At 56.5% G+C, this 17,631-nt stretch carries 18 protein-coding genes; 10 read left to right on the forward strand and 8 right to left on the reverse strand.

From position 1 onward, the window contains the following. Window positions 1-158: 158 nt before the first annotated feature. From ACVKSX_RS16270 to ACVKSX_RS16295, 6 genes are read left to right on the forward strand one after another with little or no spacing between them, the layout of a single operon-like run. Window positions 159-1,625: a hypothetical protein gene (locus ACVKSX_RS16270; protein ID WP_354439195.1), complete on the forward strand. Its 1,467-nt coding sequence runs from the start codon at window positions 159-161 to the stop codon at window positions 1,623-1,625. A gap of 17 nt (window positions 1,626-1,642) precedes the next feature. Further along, entirely contained in the window at window positions 1,643-2,917 is a 1,275-nt protein-coding gene (locus ACVKSX_RS16275) for an ATP-grasp domain-containing protein (protein WP_033768425.1), read from the forward strand. Beyond that, entirely contained in the window at window positions 2,905-3,612 is a 708-nt protein-coding gene (locus ACVKSX_RS16280) for a class II glutamine amidotransferase (RefSeq protein WP_022624802.1), read from the forward strand. Before ACVKSX_RS16275 ends, ACVKSX_RS16280 begins: the two co-directional genes overlap by 13 nt. A 5-nt stretch (window positions 3,613-3,617) precedes the next feature. Then, window positions 3,618-4,418 carry a 2OG-Fe(II)-dependent halogenase WelO5 family protein gene (locus ACVKSX_RS16285; protein WP_354439197.1) on the forward strand — a complete coding sequence of 267 codons (801 nt, stop codon included), beginning with the start codon at window positions 3,618-3,620 and terminating at the stop codon, window positions 4,416-4,418. A 29-nt stretch (window positions 4,419-4,447) separates the two neighbouring features. After that, the gene (locus ACVKSX_RS16290; protein WP_010258916.1) at window positions 4,448-4,948 is read left to right on the forward strand and encodes a YbaK/EbsC family protein; all 501 of its coding nucleotides are present in this window, start codon (window positions 4,448-4,450) and stop codon (window positions 4,946-4,948) included. 21 nt (window positions 4,949-4,969) lie between these two features. After that, entirely contained in the window at window positions 4,970-5,881 is a 912-nt protein-coding gene (locus ACVKSX_RS16295) for an EamA family transporter (RefSeq protein WP_033768428.1), read from the forward strand. Window positions 5,882-5,943: 62 nt separating this feature from the next. On the opposite strand, the gene ibpA is transcribed toward ACVKSX_RS16295, so the two are convergent. Then, the gene (gene ibpA, locus ACVKSX_RS16300; RefSeq protein WP_010258920.1) at window positions 5,944-6,360 is read right to left on the reverse strand and encodes a small heat shock chaperone IbpA; all 417 of its coding nucleotides are present in this window, start codon (window positions 6,358-6,360) and stop codon (window positions 5,944-5,946) included. Window positions 6,361-6,650: 290 nt separating this feature from the next. Here ibpA and ACVKSX_RS16305 point away from each other — a divergent pair, with 290 nt between their 5' ends. Next, window positions 6,651-7,019 carry a YceK/YidQ family lipoprotein gene (locus tag ACVKSX_RS16305; protein WP_223564587.1) on the forward strand — a complete coding sequence of 123 codons (369 nt, stop codon included), beginning with the start codon at window positions 6,651-6,653 and terminating at the stop codon, window positions 7,017-7,019. On the opposite strand, the gene ACVKSX_RS16310 is transcribed toward ACVKSX_RS16305, so the two are convergent. The 7 genes from ACVKSX_RS16310 to dnaA all read right to left on the reverse strand — a co-directional run bounded on the left by ACVKSX_RS16310 (window position 6,994) and on the right by dnaA (window position 16,297). Then, complete coding sequence (locus ACVKSX_RS16310; RefSeq protein WP_045139492.1) at window positions 6,994-8,253, reverse strand: DUF3748 domain-containing protein; 1,260 nt, start codon at window positions 8,251-8,253, stop codon at window positions 6,994-6,996. The two genes, ACVKSX_RS16305 and ACVKSX_RS16310, sit on opposite strands and share 26 nt — an antisense overlap. Window positions 8,254-8,368: 115 nt before the next feature. Next, window positions 8,369-9,178 carry a sugar-phosphatase gene (yidA, locus tag ACVKSX_RS16315; RefSeq protein WP_354439199.1) on the reverse strand — a complete coding sequence of 270 codons (810 nt, stop codon included), beginning with the start codon at window positions 9,176-9,178 and terminating at the stop codon, window positions 8,369-8,371. A 99-nt stretch (window positions 9,179-9,277) separates the two neighbouring features. Beyond that, entirely contained in the window at window positions 9,278-9,757 is a 480-nt protein-coding gene (locus tag ACVKSX_RS16320) for a YhcH/YjgK/YiaL family protein (protein WP_010258925.1), read from the reverse strand. A 192-nt stretch (window positions 9,758-9,949) separates the two neighbouring features. Then, on the reverse strand, window positions 9,950-12,358 hold the full coding sequence (gene gyrB, locus ACVKSX_RS16325; protein WP_354439201.1) for a DNA topoisomerase (ATP-hydrolyzing) subunit B: 2,409 nt from the start codon (window positions 12,356-12,358) through the stop codon (window positions 9,950-9,952). A gap of 18 nt (window positions 12,359-12,376) precedes the next feature. Further along, entirely contained in the window at window positions 12,377-13,462 is a 1,086-nt protein-coding gene (gene recF / locus ACVKSX_RS16330) for a DNA replication/repair protein RecF (RefSeq protein ID WP_010258927.1), read from the reverse strand. Window positions 13,463-13,776: 314 nt separating this feature from the next. Continuing rightward, window positions 13,777-14,877, reverse strand: coding sequence for a DNA polymerase III subunit beta (dnaN, locus tag ACVKSX_RS16335; RefSeq protein ID WP_010258930.1), 1,101 nt, complete (start codon window positions 14,875-14,877; stop codon window positions 13,777-13,779). A 4-nt stretch (window positions 14,878-14,881) separates the two neighbouring features. Next, window positions 14,882-16,297 carry a chromosomal replication initiator protein DnaA gene (gene dnaA, locus ACVKSX_RS16340; protein ID WP_031591042.1) on the reverse strand — a complete coding sequence of 472 codons (1,416 nt, stop codon included), beginning with the start codon at window positions 16,295-16,297 and terminating at the stop codon, window positions 14,882-14,884. 597 nt (window positions 16,298-16,894) lie between these two features. Between dnaA and rpmH the strand changes: the two genes are divergently transcribed. The 3 genes from rpmH to yidD are packed head-to-tail and all read left to right on the forward strand — an operon-like array spanning window position 16,895 to window position 17,630. Next, on the forward strand, window positions 16,895-17,035 hold the full coding sequence (gene rpmH / locus ACVKSX_RS16345; protein ID WP_003849659.1) for a 50S ribosomal protein L34: 141 nt from the start codon (window positions 16,895-16,897) through the stop codon (window positions 17,033-17,035). Window positions 17,036-17,049: 14 nt separating this feature from the next. Beyond that, window positions 17,050-17,409: a ribonuclease P protein component gene (rnpA, locus tag ACVKSX_RS16350; protein ID WP_008926396.1), complete on the forward strand. Its 360-nt coding sequence runs from the start codon at window positions 17,050-17,052 to the stop codon at window positions 17,407-17,409. Continuing rightward, entirely contained in the window at window positions 17,373-17,630 is a 258-nt protein-coding gene (gene yidD / locus ACVKSX_RS16355) for a membrane protein insertion efficiency factor YidD (RefSeq protein WP_008926397.1), read from the forward strand. Before rnpA ends, yidD begins: the two co-directional genes overlap by 37 nt. Window position 17,631: the final 1 nt, after the last annotated feature.

Below are 17,631 nucleotides of genomic sequence, written 5' to 3' on the forward strand. Positions count from 1 at the left end.
CCCATATCGCGCTGATCTGTGCATATTCAACAGAGTACATTCAAAGTACTTTAGGCTGCATCTCTTAATTATTCATAACGCTAAACGGCCCGGCAACCCCGTCAGCCCCGGGCTTCAGACCATAAAGTGATTCTGTTCACCTGAGGAAAACGTGAGAAATGAATAATCTGCCCGCCATGATGAAGGAGATGGAAGCGTATCTGTCACCCGCCATCATTGAGTCTGCTCAGCGCTGCTCTCTTCGCCTGCTGGCAGCGTTGCCGGATCAGCAGCTGCTGGAGAATAACCGTGTGCTGCTCGCCTATGGCGGGGGAAAAGACAGCAGCTACATGGTGGCTTACGTGCGTTACATTCAGGGACTGATCTGGCAGCAGCAGGGCAGCACCTTTCATCTGCGGATCAGCACCAATCGCCATGCGGCGATGAATCAGAGCGTAATGGAGAATATCCACCGCGTTTATCAGTCGCTGGCGATGCATGACGATGAACGGGTGGAGTGCCTGGTCGTGGATGGCCTGCTGATCCGGCCGTTTGACCGCGACCTGCCGATGCCGGAGAGCGTGCGGCAGCAGAACCGCAATGACGTGCTGATGAATGGCCACCGGTTTCGCGCCGACGCGCGCTCGACCTTCTGCAACGCCTGTAATCTCAGTATGGTGAACTCCTTTGGCCTGGCGGCAGACTACAACGGTGGCGTGGATCTGATTGTTACCGGCGACTCGCCACAGGAGCAGGCCGCCTATGTCGCCTGGGCGCGGCACCTCTCACGGCTGTTTGATGCGCCGGTGGCGGATAAAACCCGGGGCTTCAGCGGGTTTCTGCAGACGCTGGATGGCGTGGCAGAGCGCTACTTCAGCGATGTTTATGGCGCCGATCAGCTGACGCCTGCGCACCGCATCACCCACCAGCTGGCGCGCAATCCACTGTTCTTCAACATCTATCAGGACACCGCCTATGAAGCGGGCGCGCACTGGGCACTGCTCAGCGAATTTATGCGCTTCCGTTTTGATGCGCTGATGTTCAGCTTCTCCGAGTCCGACTGCGGTAATCCGACGCTGATGGCACACCTGCGCGGATTGCGGGCAGAAACGCTGCTGCAGCGCCACTATGCCGAAGGGATCCGCGAATATGTGCGCTTTGCGCTGGGACTGATGGTGAAGAAAGATTTTCCGCCCGCGCTAATCGATGAGATGGCAGCACGCTATCAGGATGACGCCGCGATCCAGCGGCAGCGGCAGCGCGCGGCGGACTTCGCCATACAGGCGTTTGAACTCAGCGAAGATCAGCTGATCTGCATGATCTATTCCCCGTTCCTGGCGCAGGGAGAGCAGCTCGGACACTGGCTGGTGCAGCAGCAGATTACGCTGGATGAGGCGGCCATCCGCGATCTGCTTGAGCAACGCAGTGAAGATCGCGCGCTGGCACAGCAGTTAACCCGGCTCTCCGGCATGACGCTGACGCAGATGCGGCACTGCTGGCAGAGCAAGCCGGTCAGTTCGCTGCTGGAGGGCAAAAGCGCCGATCCGCTGTCGCGCGTGCTGCGTTTTGATCCCCACAAAGCGGTGATTCAGGTCAATAACGGTGTACTGAATGACATCGTGACAGAAATCATTTCCGGGCGTTAACCCGGTAAGGCGAGGCGATGAAAAAGATTTTTCTGCAAATTGGCGCCACCCGCGACGGGCAAAATCCTTACTGCGCGGTGGCGAAGCGCGACGGCTATTTTACCGTGCTGGCTGAAATGGGTGATTTCGTCGATTACCAGTCGTTAAGCCTGGCTCTGCCGTTTGATCTGATCATTCGCCTCGATCGCCCCGAGAATCCCTGGGAGGTGATGCAGGCCTATCTGCACGCCGGTTTACTGGCGCATCCGCTGGTGGTGCTGGCGGGCTTTGAAGCCTACAACGCCAGCGCCGGACGACTGCGCGAGATGCTGGCCGGGCCGGATGCGCCCGCCGCCTTTATTCCGCTGGATAAATATGCGCAGCGCATGGCGCTGAAAAAAGCCTGGCCGCGCTTCCCGCAGCCGGAGTTCCGCTTTTTCGCCTCGCCGCTCAGCATTCTGGATGCCGGACAGGCGCTGATCTATCCCTGCGTCGTGAAGCCGGTGGATGGCGGCGGCGGCCTGGGTATCTGGCTGATTGAGCATGCCGATCAGCTGCATAGCGTAGTGAAACAGCTGGTACAGACCATGAACTACGGCGGACGCGGCTTCAGCGGCTTTATTGTGGAAAGCGCGCTGATCGGCGATGAGTTTTCGTTGCAGGGCGTGGTGCATCAGGGACATCCCCAGGCGCTGACCTGCTGCCAGAAGGTGATTGAGCAGCACCGGGATGCTGAGGGCTGCGTCAGCTTTTATGAGTCGGGGCATGTGGCGATGGCGGCAGCGGCCCTGCCGGCGTCGTTCAGCAGCCTGATGACATTCTGTTGCGAAACCTTTGGCTACCGTCAGGGTGCATTTCATATCGATTTTATTGTGGTCAACGGCGTGCCGCATTTCCTGGAAATGGGGTTCCGGCTCTCCGGCATGGGTGTGGCGACGCTGGTGCAGGAGGCGACCGGCATCAACTGGGCGGAAGTCACCTTCCGGCTGGAGGCGGGTGGCGCATTGCCCGCGTTTGCCTTCACCACACCCGGTGCGGTCGGCCAGCTGCGGTTGCGGCAACCGGCGCAGCTGCAGGCTGCCGAACGCTGGATCGATCAGCATCAGCAGGGCGCGTTGTTACCGCCACTCAGATTGCCTGCGTTACAGGTTTCGTCACGCTCATCGCTCTATGCCGACCTGACGCGTCACGCGGGCATTCTGGCCACTTTCAGCCTGACGGCCACAGCGCGTGAGCCGATTATGACCACTTTTCAGCAGGTGATTGCCGCGCAGCCGGTGGCGGCCGGGAGAGATAAAGTATGTGCAGGATGATTCTGGCGCATGGCCGGTTCGACAGCGCAGAGATTCTGGAGGCGGCGCGCGCCATGAGCTGCGGTGAAAGCGCCGAACACGATGGCCCGATCAAATCACACCCTAACGGCTGGGGCTGTCTGTGGCTCGAAGAGGGTGAGATTCGTACCCTGCACGGCACCGGCGCGTTCGCAGAAGCGCTGCCGGGTATCGATGTGGATCGCCTGCGCAGCCGGTTTCTGGCGGTGCATGTGCGGCACGCCACGCTGAGTAAAAATCAGGGACTGGCGTTTTCTCATCCGCTGTGGCGCAACAGCGCCGGACATCAGTGGTACATGATGCATAACGGCTTTCTGCCGACGATTTACCGCCAGCTCGGTCTGGCCGAATCGCGCTTCGATTCAGAAGAGTATCTGCGTTATCTGGTGGATCAGACCACGCCTGCCGATTTCACCCGCGACTATCTGCGCGCAAAGATGGCGCAGGTAGAGCCGGGCGGCAGCGCAGGGAATGCCATTTTCGTCACCCGTGACAAAGCCTGGGCGTGGCAGTGGTATCCGCACGACACGCCCTGGCCTGACTATTTTACGATGCATTTTCAGCAACAGGATGGTTGCACGCTGATCGCCTCTGAACCCGTGGCAATACCAGGCAGCGCTGGCAACTGGCGGCGAATGAACAATCATGAACTCTATGAAATACCGTTTAGGGAGTGATAAACATGGCAATTTTCAATCAGTTCCGCGTGATTAATCCCAACATGTTTGTGGAATCGACCTGGCTGGATGACATCGTTACCGCACGGGTGCCGCTGCTGGTGCTGCGTAATTTCCTGACGCCAGAGGTGCGGGAAGCGGTGGTGACTGACCTGCAGAGCTGCCGGGAAAAGATCCGTGTCTCCTACTATCCCAATGGCGCGCTGACCACGCTCGGCCCCTATCTGGCGCGTCATACTGCGGCTCCCGATAACTACTTTACCGAGCTGCGCGATATCCAGCCGGCGTTGCCGCCCTCGCTGAATACGCTGCGCGAACAGATTTACCGCTGGGTTCAGCATGCGCTGCGGCTGGAAAGCTTACGCATCGCCCACGAACCGGGTTGTGGAGACTACGCCGGTTCTATCGTGCGCTTTCATGCCAATGGCGTCGCGAACCCGCTGCATAACGACAATATCGTGCGCGACGCCGCAGAGACTTCGCTGGTGGTGACGCAAATCCTGCATCAGCTCAGCTGCGTGGTCTGCCTGCAGGAGTGCAACGCGGGTGGGGCACTGCGCATCTACAACAAAAAGTGGTCGCCAGAGGATGAGCAGTTCAAAACCGTCGGGGAGCTGGGTTATCGCAGTGGGGTGATCGAAAACAGCGAGATCTGCGAATTTTCACCACGCAGTGGCGATATCTATCTGTTTAATCCTGCGTTTTATCATGAGATCGATCGGGTCGAAGGCGATACCCGTATCACCATGGGTTTCTTTTTCGGGCTGACCGATAAAAAAATGAAACACGCTATCGCCTGGAGCTAAGCCGGGCTGTGCCAGAACAGGAGAAGGGAATGACGACGTTTGAAAAAATTACTGCGCTGCTGGATCAGCAGCAGGCCAGCTACCGCGTGGTGGAACATGAGGCGATAGGGCAGACCGAACAGATCAGCCAGATACGCGGTAACCTGCTGGGCCAGGCGGCCAAAGCGATGGTGCTGGAGGTCAGCATGCCGGACGGTGCGCCATCGCGTCAGCTGCTGGCGATAGTGCCGGGCGACTGCCGGATCAATTTCAAAAGTGCGGCGCGCGCCATCGGCGGCAAAAAATCCTCTTTCGCCGCTCCGGAGCTGGCGCAGGCGTTGACGGGCTGTGTGATGGGCGCGGTACCGCCGTTTAGTTTTGATGACCGGCTGGCGCTGCGGGTGGATACCCGGCTGCAACAGGTCGGAACGTTATGGTTTAACGCGGGCGAGCTGGATAAGTCGATCGCGCTGGCTGTAGATGATTATTTTCGGATCGTGGGTGAAGGCTGCTGTGCCGATATCGCGACCCCGATTGCGGTTACCGCCTGACGGCAGGACAAGGAGTTTCTGATGTCGGTAAAAGATATGCTGTTAGCGCTGTGCGTGGTGGTGGCGTGGGGCGTCAATTTTGTGGTGATCAAGCTGGGGCTGCAGGGTATGCCGCCTTTTTTGCTCGCCGGGCTGCGTTTTACCCTGGTCGCCTTTCCCGCCATTTTCTTTGTGCGTCGCCCGCCGATTCCGCTGCGCTGGCTGGTGGTTTATGGCATGACCATCAGTTTTGGTCAGTTCGCCTTTCTGTTCCTGGCGATCAAGCTCGGCATGCCTGCCGGTCTGGCCTCGCTGGTGCTGCAGGCGCAGGCATTCTTTACCCTGTTGCTGGGCGCGCTGTTGCTGGCGGAGAGGCTGCGCTGGAATCATATTGTCGGGATTATCATCGCTACGCTGGGGATGTTTTTGCTGGCGACGGCAGGCATGGAAGGGCAGACCAGCGCCGGTATTACGCTGACCACCATGATGCTGACGCTGTCGGCGGCGCTCTCCTGGGGACTGGGTAATATCACCAATAAGATTATTATGCGGAACCGCAGCGTGCCGATCATGTCACTGGTGGTCTGGAGTGCGCTGGTGCCGATCGTTCCTTTCTTTGCCTGTTCGCTGCTGTTTGATGGTCAGGCCGCCATCGTTTACAGCCTGCTGCATATCGGCCTGCAGACCGTGCTGGCGCTGTTCTATCTGGCATTTGTCGCCACCATTGTGGGTTACGCTATCTGGGGGAATCTGCTGAGTCGCTACGAAACCTGGCGCGTCGCGCCGCTGTCGCTGCTGGTGCCGGTGGTGGGGATTATTACCGCCGCGCTGGTGCTGGATGAGCATCTCTCCGGGCAGCAGATGCTGGGTGCGGTGGTGATTATACTGGGGCTGCTGGTCAACGTGTTTGGTGGCGTGCTGGGTCAGCGCTTAGCGATGCGAACGCAGCCGTAAGGACAAGTCTGCCTTCAGATATAAGGGCAAAAAAAACGCCGCTAACGCGGCGTTTGTCATGGTTACTTCAGAATCTCAATACGGCGTGGTTTCGCCTCTTCCGGCACCAGACGTTCAAGATCGATGCTCAGCAGACCATTTTCGAGACGGGCATCGCGCACCACAATGTGGTCGGCGAGCTGGAATTTACGCTCGAAGTTACGCTCGGCGATACCCTGATACAGGTATTTACGCTCGGTCTGCTCTTCAGGATGGGCACCCCGCACGATCAGCACGTTATCGTGCGCCGTGATATCCAGTTCGCTCTGAGCAAAACCGGCCACCGCAATAGTAATGCGATAGTGATTTTCATCGACCAGTTCAACGTTATAGGGAGGATAGCCGCCATTGCTCTGATTCTGATTAGATTCGAGCAGGTTAAACAGGCGATCAAAACCGATAGCAGAGCGATAAAGTGGGGTGAGATCAAAATTACGCATATTAAGACTCCTGAATTTCAGCAAGTTTTGGCAACCTTCCACTACTGGACAGGCTGGATACGGCACCCCACTGTCCCTTGCGGCAACGGTGAGTGCGTCCGTAAACTAAAAATGGGTGCCACAAGACCATTTTCAAGAGGGTGAAATGCAATTTTTTTCGCCAATTTGAGGAAATGACATACACTCAGGACTACATTTGCCAGACCCAGACGGACTTCGCCCCAGAGTGTTGACGTTGTCTGGCAAGCAAACTCAGCCAGGCTTATGCCATGACTGAAGGGATGATGATGATGAAATTGATGAAGACCTTACCTCTGGCTGGAGTGGTGTGCTGCGCAATGGCAACAACCGGCTGTTCCAGCGTGATGTCTCACACAGGTGCGAGTCAGGGCTACTATCCAGGCACCCGTGCCAGCGCTGATATGCTGTCCGATGGTGATACCAGCTGGGCGCTGAAGCCGCTGGCGTTAATCGATCTTCCTTTCTCTGCTGTGCTGGATACGCTGCTGCTGCCGTGGGACTACTACCGCAGCGACAAAGATAAATCTCTCGACTCTCCACGTGAACGCATCCTGCAGAGCGAAAGGCTGGCGCATACGCAGGAAAGCCTGGCGCAGGCGCAGCCTATGCCTCCTATGCGGTCACTGCCGCAACCGTAAAGAGTTGCCGCCAGCCATTCACCTCACGCATATAAGCAATCTGTGTACCATCCGGTGACCAGACCACCGCGTCACCTGATGGCGCCTCTTCCGTTCTGCGGGTCAGACGCTGACACGCGCCGCTCTCAACGTCACATCGCATCACGCTGTTATCGCAGATAAAAGCGATCGCCTGGCCGTCAGGATGCCAGCTAAAGGCGGACTGAATGCTGTGGCTGAGTCGGGTGATCTGACGCGGTTCGCCGCCGTTGGGGGAGACCGTCCAGAGCTGGATCACCTCTGCGGCATCCGCCATCAGAAACGCTATCTGGCTGCCATCCGGTGCGGCGCGCAGCCAGTGGCGTGGTTGCAGAGCCACGCCACGGCTGTGCGTCAGGCGACGCTGCTGCACGCCAGCCGGTGGCGCAGGTAACTGCTGGCTGCTGCCCTCCATCGGCATCTCTCCGGCGCGAGCGTAATCCTCCAGCGCATCAGGCAGATCAACAATAAAAACTTCAGGCCGTTTTTCGCCCTGCGCCGTCAGCGTGTCGCCAATAAAGGCGATCGCCCAGCGCTGCCAGCTGCCGTCCGGCTTCTGGTAGCCACGCTCACCGACCCAGCACTCCTCACAGGCACGATTAATCTGGTCACTGCCTGGCAGCGGTTCCGCATGCGTCTGGCTCACCAGCAGGCAAAAAAAGGTGCCGTCATATTCGCGCGGATGCTGCTTTTCAGGCGTTACAGCGCAAAGGGGCACCGCGATGCCGACGTTGCGCAGATCGAGCCGGCTATCCAGTTCGTGCATCACGTGGTCATTGTAGGTAAAGCTCAGGCGAGAACCGTCGGGACTGAAGACATGTACATGCGAGCCGCCACGCAGCGCGCCAGGGGTAAACGGTGGCGTGATATCGCAGGCATCCAGATTCACCGCCGCACCGTTCTGAACGATCACCCCGCGCCGGTGGTGGAAGTCATACTGCCAGCTGGCATCGGGATGTTCCGGGCCATGAATGCAGACGTAGCGCGGTGGCAGATCGGGACTGACCGTGACGACGCCGACATGGGCACCATGTCGGGCCTGATAGAGCACCTCCACCTCACCGGTCATCACATTGACCCGCTCAATGGTCTGACTGGTAAACGACGCGCCCGATGGACGAACGTCAAACGCCAGCCACTGGCTGTCGGCAGTCCAGACATTAATATTGGTGAGCTGATGCTGACGGGCAGCAAAGGTGATCTGTTTTTCTGACATGATGAAACCCACGGAGAAAGAGTTGCCCGACAAATTACGCGATTCTGTTTTGCGGTGCAGCATTTTTGCCGGGTTAGGGGATCCGGGCCGAAGCGGCCCGGCAGAGAACGGGCCGTTACAGCACTAACTCTTCGATGGCATGCGCGACGCCATCTTCCATATTGGTTTTGGTGATGAACTGAGCAATTTTCTTAACAGAGTCAATGGCATTCCCCATTGCGACACCCGTTCCTGCGTATTCGATCATCGCCAGGTCATTCTCCTGATCGCCAATCGCCATTACTTCTTCCTGCTTCAGGCCGAGCTTCTCAGCCAGCATTTTGACGCCCTGGCCTTTATTCACCCGACGATCGAGGATTTCCAGGTAATAAGGCGCGCTCTTCAGGATGGTGTAAGTCTGCTGAGCATGCCCGGGCAGGCGGGCAATCGCCGCGTCGAGCAGAGCGGGCCGGTCGATCATCATCAGTTTCGGGAAGCGCATGGCACGATCCATCTCCTCCACCGCGCGGTAGCGCACCGGAATGCCGGTCAGGCTCGCTTCATGGATGGTGTATTCGCTGATGTCTTTGTTAGGGGTATAGAGATGGGTTTTGTCGAATGCCTGGAAATGTACGCCAAGCTCACGTGCCAGGTTCTCGATGTAGAGGTAGTCGTCAAAGGTCAGCGTCACTTCCGCCACGCACTCACCATCTTCGGCCTGATGAACCAGCGCACCGTTGTTGCTGATCGCGTACTGGCCGGGCGTCTGCATATTCAGTTCCATGAGATAGCGCTGGATACCCACAAACGGCCGGCCGGTGGTCAGCACAATCGACACCCCTTGCTGACGGGCGCGATCCAGGGCGGATTTCACCGCCGGTGTGATCTCATGTTGCGGGTTGAGCAGGGTGCCATCCATGTCGATAGCGATCAATTTAATAGCCATAGAGTCCTCGTAGCGTCTGGGTTTTGTTCAATGCTAGCGCGATTCAGCGCACATTGACCAGTTTCATGGCAGGCGAGAACGGCCAGCTGATCACCAGTTTCAGGCGGTAAAGAGATCGCGGTGGATTTTAATCACGGCTTTTCGGATTGTTGCGGGTTCGCCAGGGGCGCAGCAGGGGCGATGGATATCGTGCGGGAAAAAGAGCGCGAACATGCCGGGCATCAGCGTAATCACAGACTCATTCAATATCTTCTGATAAAAAACGACGTCTCGCTGCTGGGCAAAATCTTCGGTGATGTGCTGGTCGGGATGGGCGCGGGCCACGCCAATATTTTCGGTGCCTGCCAGCAGATACTGAATATCGATGTAGTTGAAGTGGGACTCCGCTTTACGCGCGCTGGCCGGTTCGGTCATCATCTCCTGCACCAGACAGAACATTTTGTTGTCGGGCAGGATCTCATATTTGCCGGTTTCCAGCTGGCTGAAATCTGTGCTGGCAATCCAGCTTATCGCCTGATCGACTACCGGATGAAAGGCGTGACGTTCTCTGTCCCAGTCGTGACGATCGCAAACAATCATGGTGTTACTCCCTGTGTGGAATAGTGCGCGGTAAATGCGCAAAGAGGGGCAAGAGTAAGGGAGCTGACCGGGTTAAAACGTGATCGGGATCGCAGCATGCGGGCAGGAAGGCACGCCCTGGCGGGTTTTCCGCCCGGACGGCACAAAAAAAAGGCCATCACCTGGGTGATGGCCTTTCATCTCTGATGCCGGTTAAATATCGATATTGGCGGCTTTCAGCGCATTTTCTTCGATGAAGGCGCGGCGCGGTTCAACCGCATCGCCCATCAGGGTAGTAAACAGCTGATCAGCGCCAATCGCATCTTTAATGGTGACGCGCAGCATACGACGGCTGTCTGGATCCATGGTGGTTTCCCACAGCTGCTCCGGGTTCATCTCGCCCAGACCTTTGTAGCGCTGGACCGAGAGGCCACGACGCGACTCTTTAATCAGCCACTCAATCGCCTGTTCGAAGCTTGCCACTGGCTGACGACGCTCGCCACGCTCGATATAAGCATCTTCTTCCAGCAGACCACGCAGCTTGCTGCCCAGGGCGCAGATTTTGCGGTACTCAGGACCCTGAATGAAATCAGCATCCAGCGGATAGTCAGTATCTACACCGTGGGTACGGACGCGCAGTACCGGCTCGAACAGGTTTGATTCGCGGTTTTCACGCACCTGTGCCAGATAGGTGCTGCCATGCGCTTCGCGTTCAGTCAGATAGCTCACCAGACCATTCAGCCAGGTTGTAACCTCTGCTTCGCTGGTCAGGTCGCTCAGCGTGTCGTGATAAATCATCGCACGCAGCATGGCCATCGGATAACGGCGCTCCATACGCTTGATCATCTTCTGGGTGCTGTTGAAGTTAGTGACCAGCGTCTCCAGCGGCTCACCGCCCAGCGCCGGCGCGCTGGCATTGGTGTGCAGCGTCGCGCCATCAAGCGCGATAGCGATCTGATATTGATCCATCGCTTCATCATCTTTGATGTACTGCTCCTGCTTGCCTTTCTTCACTTTGTAGAGTGGCGGCTGGGCGATATAAACGTGGCCGCGCTCAATGATTTCAGGCATCTGACGATAGAAGAAGGTCAGCAGCAGGGTACGGATGTGCGAACCATCGACGTCGGCATCGGTCATGATGATGATGCTGTGATAGCGCAGCTTGTCCGGGTTGTACTCGTCGCGACCAATACCGCAGCCCAGCGCGGTGATCAGCGTGGCCACTTCCTGGGAGGCGAGCATCTTGTCGAAACGCGCTTTCTCAACGTTAAGAATCTTACCTTTCAGCGGCAGAATCGCCTGGTTTTTACGGTTACGGCCCTGTTTGGCCGAGCCGCCTGCGGAGTCACCCTCCACCAGGTAGATTTCAGACAGCGCCGGGTCGCGCTCCTGGCAATCCGCCAGTTTGCCTGGCAGACCCGCCAGGTCCAGCGCGCCTTTACGGCGGGTCATTTCACGGGCGCGGCGTGCCGCTTCACGGGCACGGGCAGCGTCAATAATTTTGCCGACTACAATTTTGGCGTCTGATGGATTTTCCAGCAGGTATTCAGCCAGCAGCTCATTCATCTGCTGCTCAACCGCTGTTTTCACCTCGGAGGAGACCAGTTTATCTTTGGTCTGCGAGGAGAATTTAGGATCCGGTACTTTCACCGAAACCACAGCGATCAGACCTTCACGGGCATCATCACCGGTGGCGCTGACTTTGGCCTTCTTGCTGTAACCCTCTTTTTCCATATAGGCATTCAGGGTACGGGTCATCGCTGAACGGAAACCGGCGAGGTGTGTACCGCCGTCGCGCTGTGGGATGTTGTTGGTAAAGCAGTAGATATTTTCCTGGAAGCCGTCGTTCCACTGCAGCGCCACTTCCACACCAATGCCATCTTTCTCGGTAGAGAAATAGAACACGGTAGGATGAATCGGGGTTTTGTTTTTGTTGAGGTACTCAACAAACGCCCGGATGCCGCCTTCATAGTGGAAGTGATCACTTTTACCATCACGCTTATCATCCAGACGAATCGACACGCCGGAGTTCAGGAATGAGAGTTCACGCAGGCGTTTCGCCAGGATGTCATACTCAAAATCGCGCACGTTGGTAAAGGTTTCGTGGCTTGGCCAGAAACGCACACGGGTCCCGGTAATGTCGGTCTCACCCGTCACCGCCAGTGGTGCCTGCGGTACGCCATGGACGTAAATCTGCTGATGCACTTTGCCTTCGCGACGAATGGTCAGCTCCAGCTTCTGCGACAGGGCGTTAACCACGGAGACGCCCACGCCGTGCAGGCCGCCGGAGACTTTATAGGAGTTATCATCGAACTTACCGCCAGCATGCAGCACGGTCATGATCACTTCAGCGGCAGAGATGCCCTCTTCTTCGTGAATACCGGTAGGAATGCCGCGTCCATCATCCTGCACCGATACGGAGTTATCGGCATGGATGGTGACCACAATGTCACTACAGTGACCAGCGAGCGCTTCGTCGATTGCGTTATCCACGACCTCGAATACCATGTGATGCAGACCGGTACCGTCATCGGTATCGCCGATATACATGCCCGGGCGTTTGCGTACCGCATCAAGTCCTTTCAGGACTTTAATACTTGAGGAGTCATAAGAATTCGACATCAACGTTTCTCGCTCATTTTAATCTTCAGGTTGAACCGCTATTTTACCCTGTTCCACGCGGAACATCTTGCCCTTTTCGTCGGTCATGTCGATTACATGTCCGGCAGAAATTGCGCTGACAAATACCTGAGCCTGAGTGGCTTTTAACCGTTCCGCCAACAGGCGTCGGCGGCTCTCATCCAGCTCAGAAGCAAAGTCATCAATGAGGTAAATACAGCGGCGTCCGCTCTGGCTTGTCAGGAACTCGCCCTGTGCCAGACGCAATGCACACATCAGCAGTTTTAACTGCCCGCGTGAGAGTAAATCTTCTACCGGCGTCCCTTCAGCCCGAATACGAAAATCCGCTTTATGGGGGCCGCTGGCGGTATAGGTCAGTGCGCGATCGCGCTCGAAGTTACGTTCCAGCAGTTCGGCGTAGTCGCTCTCTTTGTCCCAGCCACGCTGGAATGAGAAGCGCAGCTCAAATTCCGGCAGAAACTGGCCACAGGTGGCGGTGATTTCCGCTGAAATCGCCGCGCTGTATTCCGCCCGCCACTGGCTGATCTGTTCAGCCAGCGGAACCAGCTCCTGATCCCAGGGACGAATCTGGCTGTAACGTGAGACCTGGCGCAGCGCCGCGTTCCGCTGTTTAAGCAGGCGGCGCATGTTGTTCCAGGCGTTAAAAAAGCCGGGGGTGTTATGAAAGCAGCCCCAGTCGACATAGGCTCTGCGATATTTGGGGCCGCCATTCAGCAAACTAAAGCCTTCAGGGGTGATTAACTGCATCGGCAACAGCTGCGCCAGCTCCGCGACCTTATGACCATCGCTGCCATCAATGCGCACTTTGCTGTCACCGGCACGGTTTTTGGTCAGCCCGACTGAAATTTCCCGCTCTTTGTTTTCCAGACGCCCATGCAGCACAAACGCCGCCTCATCGTGACGAATGACGCGTCCCGCCTGCAGGCTGCGAAACGAACGGCCATGCCCCAGAGTATGAATCGCTTCTAAAACGCTGGTTTTACCACTGCCGTTGGCGCCGACCAGGAAATTAAAGCCGGGTGCCAGCTGCAGGTCAGCCTGCTCAATATTACGAAAATCTTTGATAAGAAGGCGGGTTAAAGCCATGAATCAGTCCAGCGTGAAGGGCAATAAAATTTTGGGCCTGGCGATCCAGGGCGTCAACGGGAAAGCAGGTTTGCCCGATACCTCAGTCACCAGGCCGTCGGCGTCGCAGCTACGTTGTGCCCCGCCAGCGCACAACCACCGGAGCGTACTGAAGTACGTGAGGATGGCGAGCACTGCCGGGGCACAACGTAGCAAGTAAGCCAGGCCGATATATTCTACAAGAAGCGCGCAGGCCCTGGGAGCATACTGAAATATGTGACCAGGGGCGAGCACTGCCCGGAATCAGAATGGCAAGTAAGCCAGGCCGATATCTTCTACAAGCGCATGGGCATGACGACATAGGCCGCTGCCGGGCTCGCCACATCCTCAATCTGCACGCTCGACACTGAATCGGTCAGCAGCAGACGGACGTTTTCGCACTTCAGCGCGTTCAGCACATCCAGCACGTAACTGACGTTGAAGCCAATCTCCAGTTCCGTGCCGTTGTAGCTGACATCCAGCATCTCTTCCGCTTCTTCCTGTTCAGGGTTATTGGCGGTGATCTTCAGCTGATTTTCGGTGATATAGAGGCGAACACCGCGGAACTTCTCGTTAGAGAGGATAGCGGCGCGGGCAAAGGCCTGTTTGAGCAGATCGCAGCCCGCTTCCAGCGCTTTGTCGGGATTCTTCGGCAATACGCGACGATAATCGGGGAAACGGCCATCAACCAGCTTAGAGGTAAAGATGTAGTCGCCGACATGCGCACGGATATTGCTGCCGCCAATCTGAACCTGCAGAGGTGTATCGCCGCCATCCAGCAGACGCAGCAGTTCAATCACGCCTTTGCGCGGCACAATCACCGAATGACTCGGCAGCGCCTGACCAATCGGCATGGAGCAGACAGCCAGACGGTGACCGTCAGTGGCCACGGTGCGCAGCTCTTCCCCTTCGGTTTCAAACATCATGCCGTTGAGGTAGTAACGCACATCCTGATGCGCCATCGAAAACTGGGTGGCTTCAATCAGCCGTTTCAGCGTTGCCTGCGGCAGGGTGAATTCAACCTCACTCTGCCAGTCGTCAAGATTCGGGAAGTCACTGGCGGGCAGGGTCGACAGCGAAAAACGGCTGCGGCCAGAGCGCACCAGCATGCGATCGCCTTCCAGTGCCAGAGTAATTTCTGCGCCATCCGGCAATCCGCGACAGATATCGAGGAATTTACGCGCCGGAACGGTGGTGGATCCAGGCTCATGTGCCTGAGTCAGCGCCACGCGTGCGACCATCTCCATTTCCAGATCGGTACCGGTCAGCAACAGCGAACCTTCAGTTACCTGCAGCAGCAGGTTTCCAAGGATCGGCAGCGTCGGACGACCACCCAGGGGACCACTTACTTGTTGCAGCGGCTTCAGCAGCTGCTCACGTTCAACAATAAATTTCATAGCGTCAGGAAGATAATGTTCTGATGAGATTAGAGAAATCTTCTTTGATATCGTGGCTCTCTTCACGCAGCTGCTCAATCTTGCGGCAGGCATGAAGCACCGTTGTATGGTCGCGACCCCCAAAAGCATCGCCAATTTCTGGCAAGCTATGGTTGGTTAACTCTTTCGCCATCGCCATCGCCATCTGGCGCGGACGTGCCACCGAGCGCGAACGGCGCTTGGAAAGCAGATCCGCCACCTTAATTTTGTAGTACTCAGCCACGGTCTTCTGAATATTATCGATGGTGACCAGCTTTTCCTGCAGCGCCAGCAGATCGCGCAGCGCTTCGCGCACGAAGTCGATGGTAATCGCCCGGCCAGTAAAGTTGGCATTGGCGATCACGCGATTCAGCGCGCCTTCCAGCTCACGCACGTTAGAGCGTAACCGCTTGGCAATAAAGAAGGCGACTTCACCAGGCAGACGGATGTCGTTCTCATCCGCTTTTTTCATCAGGATCGCCACACGCGTTTCCAGCTCAGGCGGCTCGATCGCCACCGTTAAACCCCAGCCGAAACGTGATTTAAGACGATCTTCCACCCCGTTGATCTCTTTTGGATAGCGATCCGAGGTGAGGATGATCTGCTGGTTGCCCTCTAATAAGGCATTAAAGGTGTGGAAGAACTCTTCCTGGGATCGCTCTTTATTAGCAAAGAACTGAATGTCATCGATCAGCAGCGCATCTACCGAACGGTAGTAGCGTTTGAACTCTTCAATCGCATTGTTCTGCAGTGCTTTAACCATGTCCTGCACGAAGCGCTCGGAGTGCATATAAACCACTTTTGCATTGGGTTTTCGGGCAATGATGCCGTTGCCCACCGCATGCAACAGGTGCGTTTTACCGAGACCGGTGCCGCCATACAGAAACAGCGGGTTGTAAGCGCCGCCTGGATTATCCGCCACCTGACGTGCCGCCGCGCGCGCCAGCTGGTTAGATTTACCCTCGACGAAGTTATCGAAGTTATGACGGTTGTTCACATTTGAGCGATAGGTCACATCGGCCGGAGCCGGGACATTATCCCAGCTGGGACGCATAATCTGCGTCGGGGCCGGACGAATATGGCTCTGTACGGGCATCACGGGCGCGCTGACGCTGGCCATTACGGGCTGGCTGACCGCTGCCGCCTGCTGCTGAACCGGGCGCGTTCCCACTTCAAAACGCAGTGCGGGCACGTTTGGACCGCAGAATTCATTCAGCAGTGCATTGATACTATTAAGGTATTTGTCCCGAACCCAGTCGAGTACGAAGCGATTTGGAGCATACAAGGCAAGCGTATTGTCGTTTAACTCAGCCTGTAGTGGACGGATCCACATGCTGAATTCGGTGGCAGGAAGCTCATCCTGCAAACGGGCAAGACACTGTTGCCAAAGCGTAAGTGACACGGCGGACTCCACTCGTACAAATTCGAAAAGAATAGTAGGCGTTACTCTAAGAAACGTTCATTTTTGACACAGACGCTAAGAAAGCGCCTGCGACCGCTATCAGCGGTTTTCCGTCCTGCAATCACCGGAGGATCGTCAGCGGAAGGGCGGATCATAGCGCAAAGCGAGGCAGAGATCTTCCCTTTCTACACAGTTTTGATCCTTTTTATCCACAGGCCAGAGGCGCGCAAAGAAGTTTACGCCAGTTGCGGGAAAAACCGGCAGGGATCTGGCGCAATCCATTAAAATTTCGGGCGACATCTCATTTTATCCCCAGGATCCGGCAAGCCGATCGCAATAAGATCCCGTGCGATCCTTGCGCTTTAGTGCGGAGCCCGTATAATTCTCCACCCGACATTGAGCCATCAGGCGCAAAGTCGGGACTCTGCGGGCTGTATGCGGGTTTTCAGGCACTATGACACGCGAAGTAAATTGACTCGGGACTGTACAATTATTACAATCCCGCCTCTTTATTAAAGACACATTGAGGCGTAGGTCGATTTTCTGGCCCGAAACGCGTCACCCAGTGAAAATTTTCAAGTTTAGGTAGAAACCGCCATGAAACGCACTTTTCAACCGTCCGTACTGAAGCGCAACCGTTCACACGGTTTCCGTGCTCGTATGGCAACAAAAAATGGTCGTCAGGTTCTGGCACGTCGTCGTGCTAAAGGCCGTTCTCGTCTGACCGTTTCTAAGTAATAAAGCAAGCCCTGATGGGTAAGCTCGCATTTCCCAGGGAGTTACGTTTGTTAACTCCCACTCATTTCACTTTCGTCTTCCAGCAGCCACAACGGGCTGGCACGCCGCAAATTACTATTCTCGGCCGCCTTAACGCGCTGGGGCATCCCCGCATCGGTCTCACCGTCGCTAAAAAACATGTGAAACGCGCTCATGAACGCAACCGGATCAAACGATTGACCCGCGAAAGCTTTCGTCTGCGTCAACATGAACTGCCGTCGATGGACTTCGTGGTGGTCGCGAAGAAGGGGGTTGCCGATCTGGATAACCGTATGCTGGCGGAAGCGTTGGAGAAATTATGGCGTCGTCACTGTCGCCTGGCGCGCGGCTCCTGATCGTCCTGATACGCGTCTATCAACGCGGCATCAGTCCATTACTGGGACCACACTGTCGGTTTCACCCGACCTGCTCTCATTACGGAATTGAGGCATTACGCAGGTTCGGCCTGATAAAAGGCAGTTGGTTGACATTAAAACGCGTATTAAAATGCCACCCCTTGAACCCGGGTGGTGACGATCCTGTGCCGCCAAAAACCTTTGATACCAGAGAACATTAAC

It is taken from the genome of Pantoea sp. PvP021, from assembly GCF_054056055.1.

Bases quoted from the DNA above. Each gene is read 5' to 3' on its own strand.
- ACVKSX_RS16290 (WP_010258916.1), top strand. From the start codon at position 4,448: ATGACGACGTTTGAAAAAATTACTGCGCTGCTGGATCAGCAGCAGGCC.
- ACVKSX_RS16270 (WP_354439195.1), top strand. From the start codon at position 159: ATGAATAATCTGCCCGCCATGATGAAGGAGATGGAAGCGTATCTGTCA.
- yidD (WP_008926397.1), top strand. From the start codon at position 17,373: ATGGCGTCGTCACTGTCGCCTGGCGCGCGGCTCCTGATCGTCCTGATA.
- ACVKSX_RS16320 (WP_010258925.1), bottom strand. From the start codon at position 9,757: ATGATTGTTTGCGATCGTCACGACTGGGACAGAGAACGTCACGCCTTT.
- yidA (WP_354439199.1), bottom strand. From the start codon at position 9,178: ATGGCTATTAAATTGATCGCTATCGACATGGATGGCACCCTGCTCAAC.
- rpmH (WP_003849659.1), top strand. From the start codon at position 16,895: ATGAAACGCACTTTTCAACCGTCCGTACTGAAGCGCAACCGTTCACAC.
- rnpA (WP_008926396.1), top strand. From the start codon at position 17,050: ATGGGTAAGCTCGCATTTCCCAGGGAGTTACGTTTGTTAACTCCCACT.
- ACVKSX_RS16310 (WP_045139492.1), bottom strand. From the start codon at position 8,253: ATGTCAGAAAAACAGATCACCTTTGCTGCCCGTCAGCATCAGCTCACC.
- ACVKSX_RS16305 (WP_223564587.1), top strand. From the start codon at position 6,651: ATGAAATTGATGAAGACCTTACCTCTGGCTGGAGTGGTGTGCTGCGCA.
- gyrB (WP_354439201.1), bottom strand. From the start codon at position 12,358: ATGTCGAATTCTTATGACTCCTCAAGTATTAAAGTCCTGAAAGGACTT.
- ACVKSX_RS16295 (WP_033768428.1), top strand. From the start codon at position 4,970: ATGTCGGTAAAAGATATGCTGTTAGCGCTGTGCGTGGTGGTGGCGTGG.
- ACVKSX_RS16275 (WP_033768425.1), top strand. From the start codon at position 1,643: ATGAAAAAGATTTTTCTGCAAATTGGCGCCACCCGCGACGGGCAAAAT.
- dnaN (WP_010258930.1), bottom strand. From the start codon at position 14,877: ATGAAATTTATTGTTGAACGTGAGCAGCTGCTGAAGCCGCTGCAACAA.
- ACVKSX_RS16280 (WP_022624802.1), top strand. From the start codon at position 2,905: ATGTGCAGGATGATTCTGGCGCATGGCCGGTTCGACAGCGCAGAGATT.
- recF (WP_010258927.1), bottom strand. From the start codon at position 13,462: ATGGCTTTAACCCGCCTTCTTATCAAAGATTTTCGTAATATTGAGCAG.
- ACVKSX_RS16285 (WP_354439197.1), top strand. From the start codon at position 3,618: ATGGCAATTTTCAATCAGTTCCGCGTGATTAATCCCAACATGTTTGTG.
- ibpA (WP_010258920.1), bottom strand. From the start codon at position 6,360: ATGCGTAATTTTGATCTCACCCCACTTTATCGCTCTGCTATCGGTTTT.